Origin of the sequence: Serinicoccus sp. CNJ-927 (assembly GCF_001942435.1) — a bacterium.
Classification (GTDB): Bacteria; Actinomycetota; Actinomycetes; order Actinomycetales; family Dermatophilaceae; genus Ornithinicoccus; species Ornithinicoccus marinus.
The window spans coordinates 1-23,341 of sequence record NZ_MKKF01000013.1 but is presented as its reverse complement, the minus strand read 5'-3'; the positions used below and the strand labels follow the sequence as shown (position 1 = coordinate 23,341).

Here is a 23,341-nt window from a genome sequence, read left to right as displayed (position 1 = left end):
ATGGGTGTTGCTCGGTCCATCACTCCGCGGACGGAGTGAGCGGGCTCACTCGCCGCGGACCTTCTTGATGATCTCCTCGGCGACGTTCTTGGGAACCTCGGCGTAGGAGTCGAACTGCATCGTGTAGTTGGCACGACCCTGGGTCCGGGACCTGAGGTCACCAACGTACCCGAACATCTCGGACAGCGGCACCACGGCCTTGACGACCTTGGCACCGGAGATGTCCTCCATGGACTGGATCTGGCCACGGCGGGAGTTGAGGTCGCCGATGACGTCCCCCATGTAGTCCTCCGGGGTCCGGACCTCGACGGCCATCATCGGCTCGAGCAGCACCGGGTTGGCGCGGCGAGCGGCCTCCTTGAAGGCCATCGAGCCGGCGATCTTGAACGCCATCTCCGAGGAGTCGACGTCGTGGTAGGCGCCGTCCAGCAGGGTGGCCTTGATGCCGACCACCGGGTAGCCGGCCTGGATGCCGACCTGCATTGCGTCCTGGATGCCCTGGTCCACCGAAGGGATGTACTCCTTGGGGACACGCCCACCGGTCACCGAGTTGTCGAACTCGTAGAGCTCGCCCTCCGCGGTGTCCAGCGGCTCGAAGGTCAGCTGGACCTTGGCGAACTGACCCGACCCACCGGTCTGCTTCTTGTGGGTGTAGTCGTACTTCTCCACGACCTTCTTGATGGTCTCGCGGTAGGCGACCTGCGGGGCGCCGACGTTGGCCTCGACCTTGAACTCGCGCTTCATGCGGTCCACGAAGACGTCCAGGTGCAGCTCGCCCATCCCGCCGATGACGGTCTGACCGGTCTCCTCGTCCAGCCGGACGGTGAAGGTGGGGTCCTCCTGGACCAGCTTCTGGATCGCGGTGGACAGCTTCTCCTGGTCGCCCTTGGTCTTGGGCTCGATCGCCACGTGGATGACCGGCTCCGGGAAACTCATGGACTCCAGCACGATGTGCTGGTTCATGTCCGAGAGCGTGTCACCGGTGGTCGTGTCTTTGAGGCCGATCATCGCGTAGATGTGACCGGCCGACGCGGTGCCGACAGGGTTCTCCTTGTTGGAGTGCATCTGGAACAGCTTGCCGATGCGCTCCTTGCGGCCCTTGGTGGCGTTGTAGACGGGCTGACCGGCGTCGATCTTGCCCGAGTAGACGCGTACGTAGGTCAGCGTGCCGAAGAACGGGTGCGTCGCCACCTTGAAGGCCAGGCCGGAGAACGGCTCGGTCGAGTCGGGGCGACGGGTCAGCTCGACGCTCTCGTCGCTGGGATCGTGGCCGATCATCGGCGGGACGTCCAGCGGGGAGGGCAGGTAGGAGATGACCGCGTCCAGCATGGGCTGGACACCCTTGTTCTTGAAGGCGGAGCCGCACATGACCGGGTAGGCCTGGCTGTTGACGGTCATCGCGCGGATGCCGGCGACCAGCTCCTCCTCGGTGAGCTCGCCCTCTTCGAGGTACTTCTCCATCAGCTCGTCGGTGGCCTCGGCGACCTGCTCGACGAGCGTCTCGCGGTACTCCTCGGCCTTGGCCTGGAGGTCGGCGGGGATGTCCTCGACGACGTAGTCCTCACCCTTGGCGACCTCGCCGCGCCAGGTGAGGGCACGCATCTTGATGAGGTCGACGACACCGATGAAGTCGCTCTCGGCGCCGATCGGCAGCTGGATCACCAGCGGGGTCGCCCCCAGGCGGTCCTTGATGGTCTGCACGGTGAAGTAGAAGTCGGCCCCGAGCTTGTCCATCTTGTTGACGAAGCAGATGCGGGGGACGTCGTACTTGTCCGCCTGCCGCCAGACGGTCTCGGACTGCGGCTCGACGCCCTCCTTGCCGTCGAAGACGGCGACGGCACCGTCGAGCACGCGCAGGGACCGCTCCACCTCGACGGTGAAGTGACGTGCCCCGGGGTGTCGATGATGTTGATCTGGTTGTCTTTCCAGAACGTCGTCGTCGCGGCGGAGGTGATCGTGATGCCACGCTCCTGCTCCTGCTCCATCCAGTCCATCGTGGAGGCGCCGTCGTGCGTCTCACCGATCTTGTAGTTGATGCCGGTGTAGAACAGGATCCGCTCGGTGGTCGTCGTCTTGCCGGCATCGATGTGCGCCATGATGCCGATGTTGCGGACCTTGTTCAGGTCCGTGAGGACGTCGAGTGCCACAGTCTCTCTTCTCTGGTCGGGTCTTCGTCGGGAGGGGGTGAACCGCGGTGTCGCTTACCAGCGGTAGTGCGCGAACGCCTTGTTGGCGTCGGCCATCTTGTGGGTGTCCTCGCGGCGCTTGACCGCGGCACCCAGACCGTTGCTCGCGTCGAGGATCTCGTTCATGAGGCGCTCGGTCATCGTCTTCTCGCGGCGCTGCCGGGAGTAGCCGACGAGCCAGCGCAGCGCGAGCGTGGTGCTACGGCCGGGCTTGACCTCGATCGGGACCTGGTAGGTCGCACCACCGACGCGGCGGGACTTGACCTCCAGCGCCGGCTTGACGTTGTCCAGCGCACGCTTCAGTGTCTGCACGGGGTCGGTGCCGGTCTTGGCCCGGCAGCCCTCGAGGGCGCCGTAGACGATGCGCTCGGCGGTCGCCTTCTTGCCGTCCAGCAGGATCTTGTTGACCAGCTGGGTGACGAGGGTCGAGCCGTAGACCGGGTCGTTGATGAGGGGGCGCTTCGGAGCGGGGCCCTTACGAGGCATTACTTCTTCTCCTTCTTGGCGCCGTAGCGGGACCGGGCCTGGTTGCGGCCCCGGACGCCCTGGGTGTCCAGGGACCCGCGGATGATCTTGTAGCGGACACCGGGGAGGTCCTTCACCCGGCCGCCGCGGACGAGCACGATCGAGTGCTCCTGGAGGTTGTGACCGACGCCCGGGATGTAGGCCGTGACCTCCACGCCGCTGGTGAGGCGCACACGGGCGACCTTGCGCAGGGCGGAGTTCGGCTTCTTGGGGGTGGTCGTGTAGACGCGGGTGCAGACGCCTCGGCGCTGCGGGTTGCCCTTGAGGGCCGGGGAGTTGGTCTTCTTGACCTTGTCCTGCCGGCCCTTGCGGACGAGCTGGTTGATCGTAGGCACTGAGTCTCCGTCAGTCGTCGTTGGTCCTCGCTCGCCGCGCGGCCGTGCCGGCCCCGCGGGTCACGCTCCTAGGGTTGGGCCTGTCTTCGACACCCGAGGTCGGGCGTGTCGGACACGCTGCTCTCCCCTGCACTTCCCGCCCGGCGCCCGGACGCCCGGTCGTGCGGGGCCAGGGCCGGGGCGGACTGCCCGGCGAGAGATGGGTGCCGGCGTGAGGCGCCGACGCGTGCGCAGGACCTAGCCCACGCACGACTCTCCAGAGTACCGGCCTCGCGGCACGCAGACAAATCCTCGCAGGACCGCCACGGGCGGGTATGCCGAGCACCGGCATACCCGCCCGTGGCGTGCGCGGTCGACGCGTGGCGCCGACCGGTCCCCGCGTCAGTAGCGCGGCTCGTCCATGGGGACGTCGTCGAGGCGGACGGCCTCGCCGCTGCCTTGGCCGAAGGTGCCGGCGTAGTCGAAGTCCTCGTAGTCCGGGACGGCGTACGCGGCGGCCTTGGCCTCCTCGGTCGGCTCCACCGTCAGGTTGCGGTAGCGCGTCAGGCCGGTCCCCGCGGGGATCAGCTTGCCGAGGATGACGTTCTCCTTCAGACCCAGCAGCGGGTCGCTCTTGGCCTCCATCGCGGCCTCGGTGAGGACGCGGGTGGTCTCCTGGAAGGAGGCCGCGGAGAGCCAGGAGTCGGTCGCCAGCGAGGCCTTGGTGATGCCCATGAGCTCGGGACGGCCCGAGGCGGGACGACCGCCCTCGGAGACGACCCGTCGGTTCTCGGTCTCGAAGCGACCGCGCTCGGCGAGCGTGCCCGGCAGCAGCTCGGTGTCGCCGGCCTCGATGATCGTCACCCGGCGCAGCATCTGCCGCACGATGACCTCGATGTGCTTGTCGTGGATCGACACACCCTGCTGGCGGTAGACGCCCTGCACCTGGTCGACCAGGTGCTGCTGGGTGGCCCGGGGGCCGAGGATGCGCAGCACCTGCTTGGGGTCGATCGCACCGACCACGAGCTGGGTGCCGACCTGGACGTGCTCGCCGTCCGAGACCAGCAAGCGCGCGCGCTTGCTGACCGGGTAGGCGTGCTCGTCGCTGCCGTCGTCCGGGGTGAGCAGCAGCCGACGCGTCTTGTCGGTGTCCTCGACCTCGATCCGGCCGGTCGCCTCGGCGATCGGGGCGACCGCCTTCGGGGTACGGGCCTCGAAGAGCTCGACCACACGCGGCAGACCCTGGGTGATGTCGTCACCGGCCACACCACCGGTGTGGAAGGTGCGCATCGTCAGCTGTGTCCCGGGCTCACCGATGGACTGGGCCGCGATGATGCCGACGGCTTCACCGATGTCGACCAGCTTGCCGGTGGCCAGCGAGCGGCCGTAGCACTTGGCGCAGGTGCCGACCAGGGACTCGCAGGTGAGGACCGAGCGGACCTTCACCTCCTCGACGCCGGCGGCCACGAGCTTGTCGATGACCACGTCGCCGAGGTCGATCCCCGCCTGGGCCAGGACCTCGCCGTCCACCTCCACGTCGGCGGCGAGGACGCGGGCGTAGACCGCGGTCTCGACGTCGTCGTGCTCGCGCAGACCACCCTCGGCGCCGGCCTGGGCGATCGGCATGACGAAGCCACGGTCGGTGCCGCAGTCGTCCTCGCGGATGATGACGTCCTGGCTGACGTCCACCAGGCGGCGGGTGAGGTAGCCCGAGTCGGCGGTCCGCAGCGCGGTGTCCGCCAGACCCTTGCGGGCACCGTGCGTGGAGATGAAGAACTCCAGCACCGACAGGCCCTCGCGGAAGTTGGACTTGATCGGACGCGGGATGATCTCGCCCTTCGGGTTGGCCATGAGGCCGCGCATCCCGGCGATCTGCCGCAGCTGGAACCAGTTGCCTCGCGCACCCGAGGTCACCATCCGGTAGATGGTGTTGTCCTTGGGCATCGAGGTCTCGAGCTCCTTGGCCACCTCGTTGGTCGCCTGGGTCCAGATCTCGATGAGCTCCTGCCGGCGCTCGTCGTCGGTGATCAGACCGCGCTCGTACTGGAGCTGGACCTTCGCCGCCTTCTCCTCGTAGGAGGACAGGATCTCGGTCTTGCGCTCCGGCGTCTGCACGTCGGAGACCGCCACCGTGGTGCCCGACCGGGTCGCCCAGTGGTAGCCGGCGTCCTTGAGCGAGTCCAGGCTGGCCGCGACCTGCACCTTGGTGTAGCGCTCGGCGAGGTCGTTGACGATCGCGGAGAGCCGCTTCTTGTCCACGACATCGTCGATGTAGGCGTAGTTCGGCGGCAGCGCGTCGTTGAACAGCGCCCGGCCCAGCGTGGTCTCCAGGACGAAGGTGTCGACGACACCGTCCTCGCTGACCTCCGCTCCCTCGGGCAGCTCGAAGCCCTCCGGGGTCGCGGTCTGGTTGAGCCGCAGCCGGATCCGGCTGCCCAGCTCGATCTGGCCGGCATCGAAGGCCATGCGCGCCTCCGCGACCGAGCCGAAGCTGCGCAGGTGCTGCTCGCCGTCCTCGTCCACGAGGTAGGCCGAGCCGGCCTCGCCCCGGGTGCTCTCCGAGGTCAGGTGGAACAGCCCGATGATCATGTCCTGGGTGGGCATGGTCACCGGTCGACCGTCGGCCGGCTTGAGGATGTTGTTGGAGCTCAGCATGAGGATGCGGGCCTCGGCCTGGGCCTCGGCGGACAGCGGCACGTGGACCGCCATCTGGTCGCCGTCGAAGTCGGCGTTGAAGGCGGTGCAGACCAGCGGGTGGATCTGGATCGCCTTGCCCTCGACCAGCTGCGGCTCGAAGGCCTGGATGCCGAGACGGTGCAGCGTGGGGGCGCGGTTGAGCAGCACGGGGTGGTCGGTGATGACCTCCTCGAGCACGTCCCACACGACGCTGCGGCCACGCTCGACCATCCGCTTGGCGGACTTGATGTTCTGCGCGTGGTCGAGGTCGACCAGCCGCTTCATGACGAACGGCTTGAAGAGCTCCAGCGCCATCTGCTTGGGGAGACCGCACTGGTGCAGCCGCAGCTGCGGGCCGACGACGATGACCGAACGGCCGGAGTAGTCGACGCGCTTGCCGAGCAGGTTCTGCCGGAACCGGCCCTGCTTGCCCTTGAGCATGTCGGACAGCGACTTCAGCGGCCGGTTGCCCGGCCCGGTGACGGCACGGCCACGGCGGCCGTTGTCGAAGAGGCTGTCGACGGCCTCCTGCAGCATGCGCTTCTCGTTGTTGACGATGATCTCCGGCGCGCCCAGGTCCAGCAGCCGCTTGAGGCGGTTGTTGCGGTTGATGACGCGGCGGTAGAGGTCGTTGAGGTCCGAGGTCGCGAAGCGTCCACCGTCGAGCTGCACCATGGGGCGCAGGTCCGGCGGGATGACCGGGACGCAGTCCAGCACCATGCCGGCCGGCTCGTTCTTGGTCTGCAGGAAGCTGGTGACGACCTTGAGCCGCTTGATGGCGCGGGTCTTGCGCTGGCCCTTGCCGGTCGCGATGGTCTCGCGCAGCGACTCGGCCTCGGCGTCGAGGTCGAAGCTCTCCAGCCGCTTCTGCAGCGCCGCGGCACCCATCCCGCCTTCGAAGTACATGCCGAAGCGGTCACGCATCTCGCGGTAGAGGATCTCGTCGCCCTCGAGGTCCTGGACCTTGAGGTTCTTGAACCGGTCCCAGACCTGCTCCAGGCGCTCGACCTGGGCGTCGGCCCGGCGGCGGATCTGGTTCATCTCCCGCTCGGCGCCGTCCTTGACCTTGCGCTTCGCGTCGGACTTCGCACCCTCGGCCTCCAGCTCGGCCAGGTCGGTCTCGAGCTTCTTGGCCCGCTCCTCCACGTCGGAGTCGCGGCGGTTCTCCAGCGCCTTCTTCTCGGTCTGGATCTGTGCCTCGAGGCTGGGCAGGTCCTGGTGACGACCCTCCTCGTCGACCGAGGTGATCATGTAGGCCGCGAAGTAGATGACCTTCTCCAGGTCCTTCGGGGCCAGGTCGAGCAGGTAGCCGAGCCGGCTCGGGACACCCTTGAAGTACCAGATGTGGGTGACCGGGGCGGCGAGCTCGATGTGGCCCATCCGCTCGCGCCGGACGCCCGCCCGGGTCACCTCGACGCCGCAGCGCTCACAGATGATGCCCTTGAAGCGGACCCGCTTGTACTTGCCGCAGTAGCACTCCCAGTCCCGGGTCGGGCCGAAGATCTTCTCGCAGAAGAGGCCGTCCTTCTCGGGCTTGAGGGTGCGGTAGTTGATGGTCTCCGGCTTCTTGACCTCGCCGTGGGACCAGGTGCGGATGTCCTCGGCCGTGGCCAGGCCGATCCGCAGCTCGTCGAAGAAGTTGACGTCCAGCACTATGTGCCTTCTTTCTCAGGTATGCAGTCGAACTCAAGTTTGGTTGGTGCCGGGCCGCCCGCGGACGGGCTGCGCCCGGCGCCTTTCGTCAGGTGTGACAAGGCGCTTCGCGCCGTCACACCTCTTCGACCGAGCTGGGCTCGCGCCGACTCAGGTCGATCCCGAGCTCCTCGGCCGCGCGGAACACCTCGGTGTCCGACTCGCGCAGGTCGATCTGGCTGCCGTCGGAGGACAGGACCTCGACGTTCAGGCACAGCGACTGCATCTCCTTGATGAGCACCTTGAAGGACTCGGGGATGCCGGGCTCGGGGACGTTGTCGCCCTTGACGATCGACTCGTAGACCTTCACCCGTCCGGTGACGTCGTCGGACTTGATCGTCAGGAGCTCCTGCAGCGCGTAGGCGGCGCCGTAGGCCTCCAGGGCCCAGACCTCCATCTCACCGAAGCGCTGGCCGCCGAACTGCGCCTTACCACCCAGCGGCTGCTGGGTGATCATCGAGTACGGCCCGGTGCTGCGGGCGTGGATCTTGTCGTCCACGAGGTGGTGCAGCTTGAGGACGTACATGTAGCCGACCGAGATCTCGTCCGGGAAGGGCTCGCCGGAGCGGCCGTCGAACAACTTGGTCTTGCCGCTGGAGTCGATGAGGCGCTGGCCGTCACGCGTCGGCGTGGTGGAGTCCAGCAGACCGGCGATCTCCTCCTCGCGGGCGCCGTCGAAGACCGGGCTGGCCACGCGGGTGCGCGGCTCGGCGTTGCGGGCGTCGTCCGGGATGAGCTCGGCCCACTCCGGCTGGCCCTCGATCGACCACCCCTGGGCCGCGGCCCAGCCGAGGTGCAGCTCGAGGATCTGACCGATGTTCATGCGGCCGGGCACCCCCAGCGGGTTGAGCACGACGTCGACCGGCGTGCCGTCCTCCAGGAAGGGCATGTCCTCGACCGGCAGGATCTTGGAGATGACGCCCTTGTTGCCGTGGCGGCCGGCGAGCTTGTCACCGTCGGTGATCTTGCGCTTGTTGGCGACGTAGACCCGCACCAGCTGGTTGACGCCCGGGGGCAGCTCGTCGCCGTCCTCGCGGTCGAAGACCTTGACACCGATGACCGTCCCGGTCTCGCCGTGCGGGACCTTCATCGAGGTGTCGCGGACCTCGCGGGCCTTCTCGCCGAAGATGGCGCGCAGCAGGCGCTCCTCCGGGGTCAGCTCGGTCTCGCCCTTGGGCGTGACCTTGCCGACGAGCAGGTCGCCGTCGCGGACCTCAGCACCGATGCGGATGATGCCGCGCTCGTCGAGGTCGGCGAGGACGTCGTCGGAGACATTCGGGATGTCCCGGGTGATCTCCTCCGGACCCAGCTTGGTGTCGCGGGCGTCGATCTCGTGTTCCTCGATGTGGATCGAGGAGAGCACGTCGTCCTGCACCAGACGCTGGGAGAGGATGATCGCGTCCTCGTAGTTGTAGCCCTCCCAGGGCATGAAGGCCACGAGCAGGTTGCGGCCCAGCGCCATCTCGCCACCGTCGGTCGCGGGACCGTCGGCGAGGAGCTGGCCGGCCTCGACGTGCTCGCCGACGTCCACCCGCACCTGCTGGTTGTAGCAGTTGCCCTGGTTGGACCGGGTGAACTTGTTGATCTTGTAGGACTGGTAGGTCCCGTCGTCGTTCGCCACGGTCACCAGGTCGGCGGACACCTCCTGGACGGCGCCGGCCTTGGCGGCCCGCACGACGTCGCCGGAGTCGAGCGCGGCGCGGTGCTCCATACCGGTGCCCACGAGCGGGGCCTCGGCGCGGACCAGCGGCACCGCCTGCCGCTGCATGTTGGCACCCATGAGCGCACGGTTGGCGTCGTCGTGCTCGAGGAAGGGGATCATCGCGGTCGCCGCGGACACCATCTGGCGCGCGGAGACGTCCATGTAGTCCACCTCGGAGGCGGGCACGTCCACGGCCTCGCCCTCACGAGCACGCACGAGCACCCGCTCGTCGAGGAAAGTGCCGTCGTCGTCCAGCTTGGCGTTGGCCTGGGCGATGACGAAGCGGTCCTCCTCGCCGGCGGACAGGTAGTCGACGACATCGGTGACCTTGCCGTCCTCGACCCGCCGGTAGGGGGTCTCGACGAAGCCGAAGGGGTTGATCCGGCCGTAGGAGGCCAGCGACCCGATGAGACCGATGTTGGGACCCTCGGGGGTCTCGATCGGGCACATGCGGCCGTAGTGGCTGGGGTGCACGTCGCGCACCTCCATGCCGGCCCGGTCGCGGGACAGACCACCCGGTCCCAGCGCCGACAGGCGCCGCTTGTGCGTCAGCCCGGACAGCGGGTTGTTCTGGTCCATGAACTGGGACAGCTGGCTGGTGCCGAAGAACTCCTTGATGGAGGCGACGACCGGCCGGATGTTGATCAGGGTCTGCGGCGTGATCGCCTCGACGTCCTGGGTCGTCATCCGCTCGCGCACGACCCGCTCCATCCGGGACAGGCCGGTGCGCACCTGGTTCTGGATGAGCTCGCCGACGCTGCGGAGGCGACGGTTGCCGAAGTGGTCGATGTCGTCGACCTCGGCCGGCACCTCGCCGGTCGGGGAGCCGACCTGCTCCTCGCCGGCGTGCAGCGCGACGAGGTACTTGATCGTGGCGACGATGTCGTCGGTGCCCAGCACCGACTCCGACAGCGGGGCCTGCAGGCCGAGCTTCTTGTTGATCTTGTAGCGACCGACCTTGGCCAGGTCGTAGCGCTTGGGGTTGAAGTAGAGGTTGTTGAGCAGCGCCTCGGCCGCGTCGCGGGTCGGCGGCTCGCCCGGGCGCAGCTTGCGGTAGATGTCGAGCAGCGCCTCGTCCTGGTCGGTGGTGTGGTCCTTCTCCAGGGTGAGGCGGATCGACTCGTAGTCGCCGAACTCCTCGAGGATCTGGTCGTTGGTCCACCCCAGCGCCTTGAGCAGCACCGTCACGCTCTGCTTGCGCTTGCGGTCGACGCGGACGCCGACCTGGTCGCGCTTGTCGACCTCGAACTCGAGCCACGCGCCGCGGCTCGGGATGACCTTGGCGGAGTAGACGTCCTTGTCGGAGGTCTTGTCGAGGCTGCGCTCGAAGTAGACGCCCGGGCTGCGCACGAGCTGGGAGACGACCACGCGCTCGGTGCCGTTGACGATGAAGGTGCCGCGCGGCGTCATGAGCGGGAAGTCGCCCATGAAGACGGTCTGGCTCTTGATCTCACCGGTGGAGTTGTTGATGAACTCGGCCGTCACGAAGAGCGGGGCGGAGTAGGTCATGTCCTTCTCCTGGCACTCCTCGACGGAGTACTTCTGCTCCTCGAACCGGTGGTCCCGGAAGCTCAGGGACATGGAGCCGGAGAAGTCCTCGATCGGCGAGATCTCCTCGAAGATCTCCTCCAGACCGGAGGTGGTGGGGATGTCGTCGCGCCCCTCGGCCTGGGCGTCGGCGACCCGCGCCTGCCAGGCCTCGTTGCCGAGCAGCCAGTCGAAGCTGTCGGTCTGGAGGGCGAGAAGGTCCGGGACCTCGAGGGGCTCCCGGATCTTCGCAAAGCTCAGCCGGCCGGAGGGCGTCTGAGCGGTGGACACAGTCTTCTTCGCAGTGCGCGAGGCAGCCAAGGATGGTCCTTCCACGGGCCTAAATGTGTGCGGCGGTCAGGCGTCGCCCGTCTGCTCGCAGAACGCAGCACGAAGTGTCGGTGTCAAGCGCAGCGACGGACCGGCCGGCGCGCGCACCGATCTCTTCGGCGGGATCGAGGGCAGAGGTAGGGCAGCGCAAAGTACTACACTACACGCCCCTCCCCCGAGAGTCCAACTCGCCCACCCACGAGCCCCGCGCCCCGATCGTCCTCCTCGCAGGCCTCTTCGTCAAGCATACGGGGACCTCGCGCGTCGTGTCCGTGCACCACCTCCGGTACGGAGACACCGGGGACGACCGAGGGCGGGGCCACGCATCGACGATGCGCGACCCCGCCCTCGGCGGAGTGGAGCGGCCGGGACCTACGGCATACCCGCAGGTCCCGCCGGGCTCACTTGAGCGTGACGGTGGCGCCAGCGCCCTCGAGCTGCTCCTTGGCCTTCTCGGCGGCCTCCTTGTCGACCTTCTCCAGGACCGGCTTCGGGGCCCCGTCGACCAGGTCCTTGGCCTCCTTGAGGCCGAGGGAGGTCAGCGCGCGGACCTCCTTGATGACCTGGATCTTCTTGTCGCCGGCCGCGTCGAGGACGACGTCGAACTCGTCCTGCTCCTCGGCAGCGCCGCCGGCGTCGCCGCCGCCCGCAGCCGGGGCGCCGGCCGCCGCGACGGCGACCGGGGCAGCAGCGGTGACCTCGAAGGTCTCCTCGAAGGCCTTGACGAACTCGGACAGCTCGATGAGGGTCATCTCCTTGAACTGCTCCAGGAGCTCCTCGGTGCTCAGCTTCGCCATGATGGGCGTTCCTTCCTGTTGTGTGCCGTGAGTGGCGTTGTGATGAATGTGCTGATCGCGGTGGCCGGAGCCGGTGCGGTCAGCTCTCGTCGCCACCCTCGGCGACGTCGGTGGTCGCCTCGGCAGGCTCGGCTGCCTCGGCGGTGGTGTCGGCCTCGTGGGCCGGCGCCGACTCGGTCGCGGCGGCGGACCCGCCCTGCTCCTCGACCTTCGCGCGCAGCGACTCCACGACCCGGGCGGTCGTGGACATCGGGGCGGCGAACAGGCCGACGGCCTTGGACAGGTTGCCCTTCATGGCACCCGCCAGCTTGGCCAGCAGGACCTCGCGGGACTCGAGGTCCGCGAGCTTGGTGATCTCGTCGGGCGTCAGCGACTTACCGTCGAGGACGCCTGCCTTGATGACCAGGGCCGGGTTGGCCTTGGCGAAGTCACGCAGCCCCTTGGCCGCCTCCACCGGGTCACCGGTGACGAAGGCGATGGCCGTGGGCCCCTGGAGGTGCTCGTCGAGGCCGTCGATGCCGGCCTCGGCAGCAGCACGCTTGGTCAGCGTGTTCTTCACCACGGCGTAGGTGGCGTGCTCACGCATGGAGGCGCGCAGCTCGGTGATCTGGCTCACCCGCAGCCCGCGGTACTCCGTGAGCACGGCCCCACCGGAGCTGCGGAACTTCTCCGTCAGCTCGGCGATGGCAGCAACCTTCTCGGGCGTCGCCATACTGGCCTCCTTCACGTCGTGGTGCCGGCTACCCCGTGGCCTGGCATGACGAGAGCCCCGGCGCAGGCGCACCGGGGCTCGAGGTTCTCCGGCGGAGGCCGGCAAGCAGAGCTCTGATCACACCTGCGCTGGCGCCCCGACGTGGTCAGGACCTTCGGTCGGCGCCTCCGGCTCGCTCTCGCGCTCCGGGAACACCGACAACCGGCGGTCTTGGGTATGCCCCCAGGCTACGGCATACCGGGGGTGCGCCCAAATCCCCGGAGCCGGCCGCAGCGGCCGCCGGCGCGTCGGGCACCATGGTGCGGTGAGCGAGCAGTCGACGTGGGAGCGGTGGTACCACCGGTTCGTCTCCGCGGACCAGGAGGCCGAGGAGGACTTCGGCGGGACCGAGCGGGTGAGCCGGGGTGGGGTGCGGCTCATCGCCGCGGGCGCCCTGCAGAGCATCGGCGACCAGGTGGTCAACGCCAAGACGGTGCTGCCCTGGCTGCTGGCGGTGGTGGGAGCACCGGCCGCGCTGGTGGGGCTGCTCGTCCCTATCCGCGAGTCCGGGTCCATGCTGCCGCAGGCCGCCCTGACCCCGTGGGTGGTGGCGCACCGACGGCGCACCCGCGTCTGGATGGTCGGCGCGGGAGGCCAGGCCCTGGCGACGGTCGCGATGGCCGGCGCGGCCCTGCTGCTGGAGGGGATCATCGCGGGGCTCGCGGTGCTTCTCGCCCTCGCGCTCTTCGCGCTGGCGCGGTGCCTGTGCTCCATGGCGGCCAAGGACGTGCAGGGGCGCACGGTGCCGAAGGGGCAACGGGGACAGGTCACCGGCGCGGCGACCATGGTGTCCGGGGCGGCGGCGCTGGTCATCGGGGTCACGCTGCACCTGCTGGGCCCGGACCTCGGGGCGCCGGTGCTGGCGGCCTTCCTCCTGGGAGCAGCGCTGATGTGGGCGATCGCCGTGGTGGTGTATGCCGGCATCCCCGAACGCCCGCAGGATCCCGAGGACGCGCGGGAGCCGTGGTGGACCGAGACCGTGCAGCTGCTGCGGCAGGACGCGGCCTTCCGGCACTTCGTGCTGGCCCGTGGGCTGCTGCTCGTCTCGGCGCTCGCGCCGCCCTTCCTGGTGTCGCTCGCCGTGGGCGCCGGCGGCGCCGGCCTGCTCAGCGGCCTGGGGTCCTTCGTCATCGCGCAGGGGGTGGCCTCGGTGGTCGGCGGCCGGGTCTTCGGCGGGCTCGCCGACCGGTCCAGCCGGCTGGTCATGGTCGTCGGGGCGCTCGTGGCGTCGGTCGTGGTCCTGCTCGCCGTCGCCGCCGTGCTCGCGCTCCCGCCGGGCTCGACAGCACTCCTGGCGTCGCTGGTCGCGGCATACCTGCTGCTCAGCCTGGTGCACGTCGGTGTCCGGGTGGCGCGCAAGACGTATGTCGTGGACGTCGCCGAGGGCGACCGGCGCACCCGCTACGTCGCCGTCTCGAACACGGCGATGGGCGTCATCCTGCTGGTGACCGGCGCGATCAGCGCGGGCCTGGCGACCCTCGGCACGGTGCCCGCGCTGGTCTTCCTCGCCGTCCTGGGGCTGCTGGGCGCGGTCGTCTCCTGGCGCCTGCCCGAGGTCTCGCGCCGCTGAGTCCCCCGGCCGACCTGGGCAAGGCTGTGCACCCGAAGCGCCGTCGAGAAGGCTGCTGGTGGTGCACAGCCTTGCCCAGGTGCGCCTCGGCGGCGTGAGAACTCCCCTGCCTCACCCCGGCACCGCTCGCCGCGCCTCGGCACGGGCGATGGCGGCGAGGATGCGCTGCCGGACCAGGTGCGGTCGCGCCAGGTCGGCCCACGTGATCCGGACGACCTCGTAGCCGAGCTCACGAAGCCGGTCCTCGCGCTCCTTCTCGGACAGCAGGTCGTCCAGACCGGAGTACTTCACCGAGCCGTCGAACTCCAGCAGGACAGCCCACCGGTCGAGCTTGAGGTCGGCATACCCGACGAGCACGCTGCCGTCCCGGACGGCGAACTGCGGCGTGCACGGCCCCAGCCCGAGCACTTCGACGAGCCACCGGCTCCGGCTCTCCCCCGGTGACTCGCTCCGGGCGTCGGCGGCCTCCACCACCTGCTCCGCAGCGGGCTGACCCCGCCCGAAGCCGGCGCTCAGGGCTGCCTCCAGCTGACGTCCGACACGCACCATCTCCCGACCGGGCGGGACACCTCCCCGGCGGACCACGTCGATCCCCTGCCCGTGCGCCTCGGCATCGGCCAGAGCGGCCGAGTGGAGCACCCCGTCGAGGCAGATGAGCCCGGACTCCGGCCCCGACGCGGCCGCCACCTGCAGCGCGGCCATCGCCGGGTGCACCACGAGCAGCCCGTCCTCCTCGGCGGCCCACGTCGCCGGCACCGGTGCGTGGACCCAGACGGCTCCGTCCCGTCGACCACGATGCCCGTCGAGACGCGAGAGGTGGATGTCCTCACCACCTCCGCCGTAGGGCTGCTCCCGCACCGCGAAGGCACTCTGATGGCTCAGCGCGTGCACCGCAGGATCGGCGCTCCCGCGAGGGTGGGCCAGGCTGAACCCCAAGGCCCGGGCGCGCAGCGCACGGCGCTCCCACGGGGTGATGCCACGCAGCGCGGTGGCGAGCACGAGCGCATCCCGGCGGACGCGGACCAGAACCCCGGTACGGACCAGTCGCTCGACGGTCCGTCTCGAGCACCCCGCCCCGAGCAGCTGGTGCACCGCACCCGCGCCACCCTGCGCCTCGAGCAGAGCCACGACCTCCTGATCCATGCAGCGAGTCTGGCCCGTGGCAGGTATACCCGTCGGAACTTGTCCACAGGCCGGGCCGCTCCTCCGAGGGAACCTGAGCAAGGATGCGCACCCCCGGTGGCTCCTACCCAGACCTGGGCAAGGGTATGCACGGCAAACCCCGTCGAGAGGGCTGCCTGTGGTGCACAACATTGCCCAGGTCGAGGGAGGACGAACGACGACGCCCCCGGGAGCCGAGGCTCTCCGGGGGCGTCGCGTCGCTCAGCGATTGGTCACTCGGCCGGCGCGGTCTCCAGGACGCTGCCGACGCGGGCCGGGTCCATCGGGATGCCGGGGCCCATGGTCGTCGACATGGTCGCCTTGGTGACGTAGCGGCCCTTGGAGCTGGCCGGCTTCAGCCGCAGGATCTCCTCGATCGCGGCGGCGTAGTTGCTGGCCAGGGTCGCCTCGTCGAAGGAGGTCTTGCCGATGATGAAGTGGAGGTTGCTGTGCTTGTCCACGCGGAACTCGATCTTGCCGCCCTTGATGTCGGACACGGCCTTGCCGGTGTCCATCGTGACGGTGCCGGTCTTGGGGTTCGGCATGAGGCCGCGGGGGCCGAGCACCTTGCCCAGCCGGCCGACCTTGCCCATGAGGTCCGGGGTCGCGACGACGGCGTCGAAGTCGGTCCAACCGCCGGACACCTTCTCGATCATGTCGTCCGAGCCGACGTGGTCGGCGCCCGCGTCCAGGGCGGCCTGCGCCTTGTCGCCGTTGGCGAAGACGAGGACGCGGGCGGTCTTGCCGGTGCCGCCGGGCAGGTTGACGGTGCCGCGGACCAGCTGGTCGGCCTTGCGCGGGTCGACGCCCAGGCGCAGGGCGACCTCGACGGTCGGGTCGAACTTCGTGGTGGAGGTCTCCTTGGCCAGGCGGATCGCCTCGCGGGGGGTGTAGAACGACCCCTCGGAGAGCTTGTCCGCCGCGGCGCGGTAGGCCTTGCTGCGCTTCATGTGTGACTCCTCGTGATGAGTGGTGGAGCTGTGGTCGGACGGGCCGAAGCGGGGCCCTGCCACAGGGTTCGTGGTAGGCCGTCCGCCCGGCGGGCGGAGGCATACCCCGGAGGTTCAGCTGGTGGTGATGCCCATTGACCGGGCGGTGCCGGCGATGATGCGCTTGGCCATGTCCAGGTCGCTGGCGTTGAGGTCGGCCATCTTCATCTCGGCGATCTCGGTGAGCTGCGCGTCGGTCAGCGTCCCGACCTTGGTCTTGTGCGGCTCACCCGAGCCCTTGCCCACGCCCGCGGCCTTCTTGATGAGCTCGGCGGCCGGCGGGGTCTTGGTGATGAAGGTGAACGAGCGGTCCTCGTAGACCGTGATCTCGACCGGGATGACGTTGCCACGCTGGGACTCCGTCGCGGCGTTGTAGGCCTTGACGAACTCCATGATGTTGACGCCGTGCTGACCCAGCGCGGGGCCGACGGGCGGGGCCGGGGTGGCGGCGCCGGCCTGGATCTGCAGCTTGATGAAGCCGGAGACCTTCTTCTTGGGGGGCATGTGCTCTCCTTGGTTGTGGGCCGACGCCCTGGGCGATGACCCGGTTGCATCACGAAGACGGCGTCTTCGTGATCCGAGGCCGTCCACGGCCTCGGACATCTGTGAAGTTGTGCGGGCGAAGCCCGCTCCCCCGCGGCGCAGCCGCCCCTCGGGGCGCAGCAACTGCGGGAGCCAGTCGGGGGGGGAGCCCCCTGACCACTTAGAGCTTGGCGACCTGGTTGAAGGCCAGCTCGACGGGGGTCTCGCGGCCGAAGATGGAGACGAGCACCTTGAGCTTGTTGCTCTCGGGCAGGATCTCGGAAATCGTCGCGGGCAGGGTCTCGAACGGACCCTCCATGACGGTGACGGACTCGCCGACCTCGAAGTCGACCTGCGGCTGGGCCGGGCGACCCGCACCGCTGTCGCCGCCCTCGGCGCCGGAGTCGGCGGTGGCGGCCGCAGCCGGGCTCGGGGTGTCGAAGACCGGGGCCAGCATCGAGACGACCTCGTCGATCGAGAGCGGCACCGGCTGGTGCGCGTTGCCGACGAAGCCGGTGACGCCAGGGGTATGCCGGACGGCGCCCCAGGACTCGTCGGTGAGCTCCATCCGGACCAGCACGTAGCCGGGCATCCGCACGCGACGCACCTGCTTGCGCTGGCCGTTCTTGATCTCGGTCACCTCCTCCATGGGGACCTCCACCTCGAAGATGTAGTCCTCCATGTTGAGGCTGGTGATGCGGGTCTCCAGGTTGTGCTTGACCCGGTTCTCGTAGCCGGCGTAGGAGTGGATGACGAACCAGTCGCCGTACTTGCCGCGCAGCACCGAGGTGAACTCCTCGAGCGGGTCGGCGACCTCGGCCTCCTCCTCGGCGTCGTCCTGGGCCGGATCCGCGGTCGCCTGCTCGGTCGCGTCGGCCTCCACGGAGTCCTCGGTGCTCACCTGGTCGTCCTCGCCGTAGACGGCCTCCTCCACGGGGTCGGCAGCGGGCTCGCCGTCGTGCCGCTCGGCGGCCTCGACGTCGGCGTCCTGCACGGACTGCTCAGCCGTGACCTCGTCGTGGTCGGGGGTCTGCTCGGACATGCCCTACTTCCTCAGTGTCGATTCTGTGGCCCGGCGCGGTGCCGGCACCGAGTGGCGGTCAGGCCCCGAAGACGAGACCGACCAGCCACTGGAACAGCTGGTCCAGGCCGAAGACGAAGGCCATCATCACGAGCACGAAGACGAACACGACGATCGTGTAGGTGATGAGCTCGTTGCGGGTCGGCTGGACGACCTTGCGCAGCTCGGCCATGACCTGCTCGACGAAGGTCGCCGGGCGGCCGGACGGGCCGGGGCCGGCCTGGCTGCGAGCGGCACCGTCGGTGTCGCGGGCGGGGTTCGCCACAGGTCGCCTTCCTTCTCGCAGGTCTGGGTGGTCACGGCAGGCAGGCTGCCTGCCGGTCACGCAGGGCAAGAGGGACTCGAACCCCCAACCGCCGGTTTTGGAGACCGGTGCTCTACCAATTGAGCTATTGCCCTTCGCCGGATGGTCGCGGGCGGCACCCTGCCGTTGGGGGGCAGGCTGGCGCACGGTGCGAACACCCGAACGACGAGCATACGTGACGGCTCGTGCGGCGTGCAAAGACGGGCACGGGGCTGACGTGGCGTGAAGCGACGGTGACATGATGGTGCGCGTGAGCGAGCAGACCCGCATCAGCACTCGAATCGGATCCATCGCCGAGTCCGCCACCCTGGCGGTCGACGCCAAGGCCAAGGCACTCAAGGCCGAGGGTCGACCGGTGATCGGCTTCGGAGCCGGCGAGCCCGACTTCCCCACCCCCGACTACGTCGTGGAGGCGGCGGTCGCGGCGTGCGCCGACCCCGTCAACCACCGCTACTCCCCCGCCGGCGGCCTGCCGGCGCTGAAGGCGGCGATCGTCGCCAAGACGCGCCGCGACTCCGGGTATGAGGTGGAGCCGGCGAACGTGCTCGTCACCAACGGCGGCAAGCAGGCCGTCTACAACACCTTCGCCGCGCTGCTCGACCCGGGTGACGAGGTCATCCTGCCGGCCCCCTACTGGACCACCTACCCGGAGGCGATCCGGCTCGCGGGCGGCAGCCCGGTGGAGGTCTTCGCCGGCGCGGACGCCGAGGCCGGGGCATACCTCGTCACCGTGGAGCAGCTGGAGGCCGCGCGGACCGACCGGACCAAGGCGTTGCTCTTCTGCTCGCCGTCGAACCCGACCGGTGCGGTCTACCCGCGCGACCAGGTCGAGGCGATCGGGCGCTGGGCGCTGGAGCACGGCATCTGGGTGGTCACCGACGAGATCTACGAGCACCTGCTCTACGACGGGGCGCAGGCGCCGTCGATGCCCGTGGTGGTGCCCGAGCTCGCCGACACCTGCGTCGTGCTCAACGGCGTGGCCAAGACCTACGCGATGACCGGCTGGCGGGTCGGCTGGATGATCGGGCCGACGGACGTCATCAAGGCCGCCACCAACCTGCAGAGCCACGCGACCTCCAACGTCGCCAACGTCTCGCAGCGCGCCGCGATCGCGGCGTTGGAGAGCCCGCTGGACGCCGTCGGGGAGATGAGGGCCGCCTTCGACCGGCGCCGGCGACTCATCGTCGACATGCTCAGCGAGATCGACGGTGTCGAGTGCCCCGTCCCCCAGGGCGCCTTCTACGCCTACCCCTCGGTCGAGGGGGTCCTGGGCAAGGAGATCCGCGGCCGCACGCCGCAGACCTCGGTCGAGCTGGCGGCCCTCATCCTGGACGAGGTCGAGGTCGCGGTCGTGCCGGGCGAGGCGTTCGGGCCGAGCGGATACCTGCGGTTGTCGTATGCGCTGGGCGACGCCGACCTCGAGGAGGGCGTCGGGCGCATCCAGGCGCTGCTGGCCGAGGCACGCTGATCCTTCATGAGACTCCCTCGCGAGGGAGGTATCGACGTGGTAGGTGGGGACCCGGCACGCCTCAACGAGGCGGGCAACACGATGAGAGCGTGCGCGATGGACGTGCAGGAGAGCGACACCGCTCTCGGTGGCTACCGCAGCTTCGCGTCCTCCGCTCTGGGGCGGGCCGACGGGTCGGGTGTCGCCGCGGCCTTCGACGACGCCGGCGGTGGCGGCGGGGGCGGCCGTCCCCCCGGCACCGGGGTGCCGGTATGACTGCTGCGCGCCACCAGCTCGCCGCGACGATGGTCCTCGGACTGACCCTGACCGCCTGCGTCACCACGGGGGACGACATGCCGACCAGCCAGCACCAGACCAGCACATCGGACGGAGGCGAGGAGGAACCGACCACGGAGGTCGCCGGTCGGTCGGCCGCCCCGACCGACGTGGACCTGACCGCCTCCATCACCGCGACCGCGGAGACCGCCACCGCACCCGAGGGCTTCACCGGCGGCCTCGAGGGAGTGCTGGTCTCCTACACCGTCACCAACGAGGGCGCAGAGCCGATCAAGGTCGCCCAGGACCGGGCGGCGTCCCAGGCTCCCTCGGCGGCACAGGCGCCGGCCGGTGTGTGGGTCAGCGCGGGGAGCGAAGCCGACGTCGTGCGCCTGTCGAAGCAGGTCTTCGGCATACCTGACGGGGTGCTGCCGAACGAGGTGCACCGCGCAGCCAGCACGACGGTCGAGCCGGGAGCCTCCGCCGGGGACACCGCCTTCGTGCCCCTGGAGCTCCGGACGGACCTGCCGAGCGGGAGCGAGACGATCACGGTCGCCGAGTCGCCGCTCGCCGACCCCGGCGCGGTGCGACGCCTCGAGATCTGCGTGCAGATCGCGCCGGGGCCTCCCGCGGGTCAGGAGGAGCCCTATGCGTCGACGATCGCGGCCGACGCGCAGGACACCACCCTCGTGTGCAGCGAGCCGATCACGCTCCCCGGGGGTGAGCGATGAAGAGCATCACGGGCGACGACGTGTGGGACCGCATCGCGCCCTCCTCCTCGCCGGTCCCGTCGTCGTCGAAGACGTTTCAGGGGTCGTCTCAGATGACGGTGTAGGTCGGCCGGACGCGTCCGTCCGCAGATGGACGTCGAGGTCTCCCGGGGCCGAGGTCGCCGAGATTCCCTTCACCGCGTTCACCTCGAGGAAGAAGGCTGAGCAGGTCGGTGGCCGGCTCGTGATCCGCCGGATCCCGGACCTCAACCCGGCAGGCGAGGACGGACAGGAGACGCTGTTCGACACCTGGCGCTTCCACGCGTTCTTCACCACCACCGACCCGGGCGTGGCCGACACCGTGGCCGCGGACAAGACCCACCGCGGCCACGCGATGATCGAACAGGTCCACGCCGACCTCAAGAGCTCCGCGCTGGCACACCTGCCGTCCGGGAAGTTCACCGCGAACGCAGCGTGGCTGGTGCTCGGCGTCATGGCGTTCAACCTCACCCGCGCCGCCGCCACCCTCGCCGGACCAGGCCTCGCACGCGCGATTGCCGCCACGATCCGCCGCAAGCTCATCGCCGTCCCAGCTCGGATCGCGTCCTCAGCCCGATGCGTGACCATGCATCTACCAACCGGCTGGCCATCGTGCTGTGGTCACGCTCTGCTGCGGTGGAAAGCGCAGTCTCGTGCCCGCGAATAACGCGCGTTCCGAGCGGCGAGCTCGCCCGCTGCCAGATCAAGCGGTGAGTTTCCTCACCGATGCCGGTTGGAAGAAGATGGGAGGCGGGAGCGCTGTAGGAGACGTGGCTGATCTCTTCGAATCCCTGACCGTTGGCGCTTGGACGCTCCCGAACCGGCTCGTGATGGCACCGCTGACCCGCAACCGCGCCGAGGGCACTGTGCCGGGCGACCTCGCGGTGGAGTACTACTCCCAGCGCGCCTCGTCCGGCTGATCATCACCGAGGGCAGCCAGCCCACCGCCGAGGGCCAGGGCTACTTGAACACGCCCGGCTTCCACACCGAGGAGCAGCTCGCCGGGTGGCGTCGAGTGGCCGACGGCGTACACGCAAACGGCGGCCGCATCGTCGCACAGCTGATGCACGTCGGTCGCATCTCCCACCCCGACAACACCGGCGGTGAGGAGATCATCGCGCCGAGCCCGGTGGCGGCTCCCGACGAGATGTTCACCGCCGACGGGATGAAGCCGTACCCGACCCCACGAGAGATTACCGTCGAGGAGATCCCCTCAATCGTCGAGGGCTACGTGCAGGCGGCCCGCAACGCGATCGAGGCCGGGCTCGATGGCGTCGAGGTGCACGGCGCCAACGGCTACCTCATCCACCAGTTCCTCGCGCCCGGCTCCAACCATCGCACCGACCAGTACGGCGGATCGCCCGAGAACCGGGTCCGCTTCGCCCTCGAGGTCACGCGTGCGGTCGCCGACGCGATCGGCGCTGACCGGGTCGGCATCCGCATCTCGCCGGCCCACAACATCCAGGGCGCCACCGAGGAGAATCCCGTCGACGTCGCCGCGACCTACCGGCTCCTGGTCGCGGGCCTGGCTCCGCTCGGCCTGGCCTACCTGAGCATTCTCGCCGACCCGAAGCAGGACCTGGTCCAAGAGCTGCGCCGCTCCTTCGGCGGCGTCGTCGTCGCCAACGACGGCTTCGGCAAGATCACCACGCGCGAGTCGGCGCAGGAGATCCTGGACAAGGGCCTCGCCGACGCGGTCGCCGTCGGGCGACCCTTCCTGGCTAACCCGGACCTGCCCGCCCGGTGGCGCGCCGGCGCGGAGCTCAACGAGCCGAACCCCGACACCTTCTACGGCGGTGGCGCCGAGGGCTACACCGACTACCCGTTCCTCGACAGTTGATCTGACCCGAGCGGAACTTCCAGGTACCTCCGACCTTCGCCCCGACCTAGGTCATCGGCATTCGGAACGTCTCAACTCGCCGCCCGGGTGCACGATGACGTCAGCGACCTCGGCGTAGAGCACCGCAGTCTCGCCGACCACGACCTCGGGGTGCCCCAACTCTTGCGACCGCCATCGAATCTGACTCTTGGTGTTCCGCTGTGCTCGTTGCGGCCGTGGGTCTCGCCCACGTGAGACGTCCACCTGAAGTCCTCGTGCATGAGTGCACCCAATTGCTCGCCCTTTCCGTCAGCGAGAGCCGCTGCTCGCGTCTCGGCGGCGTCAACGACCTGCCTTGCCGCACCCACGCAGGGCAGCCGCTGATGAGGCATGGCCGTCCGGAGATGATCGACGTCCCGGTCGTGACACCGGGGACCCGTGTCGGAGGACCACGCACACACGATCAGGTCGTGTGGAACGCCAAGGTCGTGGCCCTGGGCCGATGCCCGGTCTGCGGCAACGTCGGCCGGGATCCCTTCGAGGAGGTCGTCGAGGAGGTCTCGACTTAGTCGGTTCTCCATCTCATTCATCGCTGCGGCATGGGCCCTCAGCAGTCCCAGAGCGACGCTGGCGTACTGCAAGCGAATGTTGCGTCGTCTCGCCCTTGGCCCGCACGCATCTCCAGTTCGATCGTGCCGAGTTCTGGGCGTCCGCTGATCACCGCCTCGAGCGAGGCTCGCTCGCAGACCGGGGGTAACTCACCGGCCGCCGTGATTCGTGTCGTCTCGTGCGCGAAGCGGTCATGCAGGACGACGGTGGAATCTGTGAGGTGTTTCAGCGTTAATGTCCGCTTCGGGCGGTCGGATCAAACCACATCCGGGTCTTCTGGATTGGGTTGATTCTTCCTCTGGTCTCGGTGGTAG

Annotated in this window: 15 protein-coding genes, 1 tRNA gene and 3 pseudogenes; 6 read left to right on the top strand and 13 right to left on the bottom strand. The window is 69.3% G+C overall.

Going from position 1 to position 23,341, the window contains the following annotated elements:
• Positions 1-45: 45 nt before the first annotated feature.
• The 7 genes and pseudogenes from fusA to rplJ form a co-directional block, all read right to left on the bottom strand.
• Positions 46-2,147: pseudogene (gene fusA, locus BJF86_RS06275) on the bottom strand (elongation factor G).
• A gap of 54 nt (positions 2,148-2,201) precedes the next feature.
• A complete protein-coding gene (gene rpsG, locus BJF86_RS06270; protein WP_058890627.1) occupies positions 2,202-2,672 on the bottom strand; it encodes a 30S ribosomal protein S7 in 471 nt (156 codons plus the stop codon).
• Positions 2,672-3,046: a 30S ribosomal protein S12 gene (gene rpsL / locus BJF86_RS06265; protein WP_022925287.1), complete on the bottom strand. Its 375-nt coding sequence runs from the start codon at positions 3,044-3,046 to the stop codon at positions 2,672-2,674. Before rpsL ends, rpsG begins: the two co-directional genes overlap by 1 nt.
• Before the next feature lie 381 nt (positions 3,047-3,427).
• Positions 3,428-7,354 carry a DNA-directed RNA polymerase subunit beta' gene (locus BJF86_RS06260; RefSeq protein ID WP_075817501.1) on the bottom strand — a complete coding sequence of 1,309 codons (3,927 nt, stop codon included), beginning with the start codon at positions 7,352-7,354 and terminating at the stop codon, positions 3,428-3,430.
• 115 nt (positions 7,355-7,469) lie between these two features.
• Positions 7,470-10,943, bottom strand: coding sequence for a DNA-directed RNA polymerase subunit beta (gene rpoB / locus BJF86_RS06255; protein ID WP_075817499.1), 3,474 nt, complete (start codon positions 10,941-10,943; stop codon positions 7,470-7,472).
• Between the two features lie 410 nt (positions 10,944-11,353).
• A complete protein-coding gene (gene rplL / locus BJF86_RS06250) occupies positions 11,354-11,749 on the bottom strand; it encodes a 50S ribosomal protein L7/L12 (protein WP_075817497.1) in 396 nt (131 codons plus the stop codon).
• A gap of 79 nt (positions 11,750-11,828) precedes the next feature.
• Positions 11,829-12,461, bottom strand: coding sequence for a 50S ribosomal protein L10 (gene rplJ, locus BJF86_RS06245; protein ID WP_075817495.1), 633 nt, complete (start codon positions 12,459-12,461; stop codon positions 11,829-11,831).
• Between the two features lie 304 nt (positions 12,462-12,765).
• Here rplJ and BJF86_RS06240 point away from each other — a divergent pair, with 304 nt between their 5' ends.
• Positions 12,766-14,070, top strand: a complete 1,305-nt coding sequence (locus BJF86_RS06240) for a hypothetical protein (RefSeq protein WP_075817493.1) — start codon at positions 12,766-12,768, stop codon at positions 14,068-14,070.
• 111 nt (positions 14,071-14,181) lie between these two features.
• Here BJF86_RS06240 and BJF86_RS06235 read toward each other — a convergent pair whose 3' ends face one another.
• From BJF86_RS06235 to BJF86_RS06210, 6 genes are all read right to left on the bottom strand, one after another.
• Positions 14,182-15,213, bottom strand: coding sequence for a hypothetical protein (locus tag BJF86_RS06235; RefSeq protein WP_075817490.1), 1,032 nt, complete (start codon positions 15,211-15,213; stop codon positions 14,182-14,184).
• A 251-nt stretch (positions 15,214-15,464) separates the two neighbouring features.
• Entirely contained in the window at positions 15,465-16,181 is a 717-nt protein-coding gene (gene rplA, locus BJF86_RS06230) for a 50S ribosomal protein L1 (protein ID WP_022925281.1), read from the bottom strand.
• A gap of 114 nt (positions 16,182-16,295) precedes the next feature.
• Entirely contained in the window at positions 16,296-16,724 is a 429-nt protein-coding gene (gene rplK, locus BJF86_RS06225) for a 50S ribosomal protein L11 (RefSeq protein ID WP_075811116.1), read from the bottom strand.
• 199 nt (positions 16,725-16,923) lie between these two features.
• Positions 16,924-17,784 (bottom strand): transcription termination/antitermination protein NusG, encoded by an 861-nt coding sequence (nusG, locus tag BJF86_RS06220; RefSeq protein WP_075811115.1) that lies wholly within the window; start codon positions 17,782-17,784, stop codon positions 16,924-16,926.
• Positions 17,785-17,842: 58 nt separating this feature from the next.
• Entirely contained in the window at positions 17,843-18,088 is a 246-nt protein-coding gene (gene secE / locus BJF86_RS06215; RefSeq protein WP_022925278.1) for a preprotein translocase subunit SecE, read from the bottom strand.
• A 61-nt stretch (positions 18,089-18,149) separates the two neighbouring features.
• Positions 18,150-18,222, bottom strand: a tRNA-Trp gene (locus BJF86_RS06210).
• Positions 18,223-18,368: 146 nt separating this feature from the next.
• On the opposite strand from BJF86_RS06210, the gene BJF86_RS06205 reads away from it, so the two are divergent.
• The 5 genes and pseudogenes from BJF86_RS06205 (at position 18,369) to BJF86_RS06190 (ending at position 22,439) form a co-directional block, all read left to right on the top strand.
• Entirely contained in the window at positions 18,369-19,595 is a 1,227-nt protein-coding gene (locus tag BJF86_RS06205; protein ID WP_075817531.1) for a pyridoxal phosphate-dependent aminotransferase, read from the top strand.
• Between the two features lie 6 nt (positions 19,596-19,601).
• Positions 19,602-19,850 carry a hypothetical protein gene (locus BJF86_RS17410; protein WP_143553707.1) on the top strand — a complete coding sequence of 83 codons (249 nt, stop codon included), beginning with the start codon at positions 19,602-19,604 and terminating at the stop codon, positions 19,848-19,850.
• On the top strand, positions 19,847-20,581 hold the full coding sequence (locus tag BJF86_RS06200; RefSeq protein WP_075817488.1) for a hypothetical protein: 735 nt from the start codon (positions 19,847-19,849) through the stop codon (positions 20,579-20,581). Before BJF86_RS17410 ends, BJF86_RS06200 begins: the two co-directional genes overlap by 4 nt.
• 127 nt (positions 20,582-20,708) lie before the next feature.
• A pseudogene (locus BJF86_RS06195) lies at positions 20,709-21,266 on the top strand (transposase); the annotation flags it as partial.
• A 76-nt stretch (positions 21,267-21,342) separates the two neighbouring features.
• Positions 21,343-22,439: pseudogene (locus tag BJF86_RS06190) on the top strand (alkene reductase).
• Positions 22,440-23,341: the final 902 nt, after the last annotated feature.

What these genes read in the sequence shown, in the direction of transcription:
- rpsG (WP_058890627.1), bottom strand. Translation starts at nt 2,672, where the DNA reads ATGCCTCGTAAGGGCCCCGCTCCGAAGCGCCCCCTCATCAACGACCCG.
- rplL (WP_075817497.1), bottom strand. Translation starts at nt 11,749, where the DNA reads ATGGCGAAGCTGAGCACCGAGGAGCTCCTGGAGCAGTTCAAGGAGATG.
- rplJ (WP_075817495.1), bottom strand. Translation starts at nt 12,461, where the DNA reads ATGGCGACGCCCGAGAAGGTTGCTGCCATCGCCGAGCTGACGGAGAAG.
- BJF86_RS06235 (WP_075817490.1), bottom strand. Translation starts at nt 15,213, where the DNA reads ATGGATCAGGAGGTCGTGGCTCTGCTCGAGGCGCAGGGTGGCGCGGGT.
- rplA (WP_022925281.1), bottom strand. Translation starts at nt 16,181, where the DNA reads ATGAAGCGCAGCAAGGCCTACCGCGCCGCGGCGGACAAGCTCTCCGAG.
- rplK (WP_075811116.1), bottom strand. Translation starts at nt 16,724, where the DNA reads ATGCCCCCCAAGAAGAAGGTCTCCGGCTTCATCAAGCTGCAGATCCAG.
- nusG (WP_075811115.1), bottom strand. Translation starts at nt 17,784, where the DNA reads ATGTCCGAGCAGACCCCCGACCACGACGAGGTCACGGCTGAGCAGTCC.
- BJF86_RS06205 (WP_075817531.1), top strand. Translation starts at nt 18,369, where the DNA reads ATGGTGCGCGTGAGCGAGCAGACCCGCATCAGCACTCGAATCGGATCC.
- BJF86_RS17410 (WP_143553707.1), top strand. Translation starts at nt 19,602, where the DNA reads ATGAGACTCCCTCGCGAGGGAGGTATCGACGTGGTAGGTGGGGACCCG.
- BJF86_RS06200 (WP_075817488.1), top strand. Translation starts at nt 19,847, where the DNA reads ATGACTGCTGCGCGCCACCAGCTCGCCGCGACGATGGTCCTCGGACTG.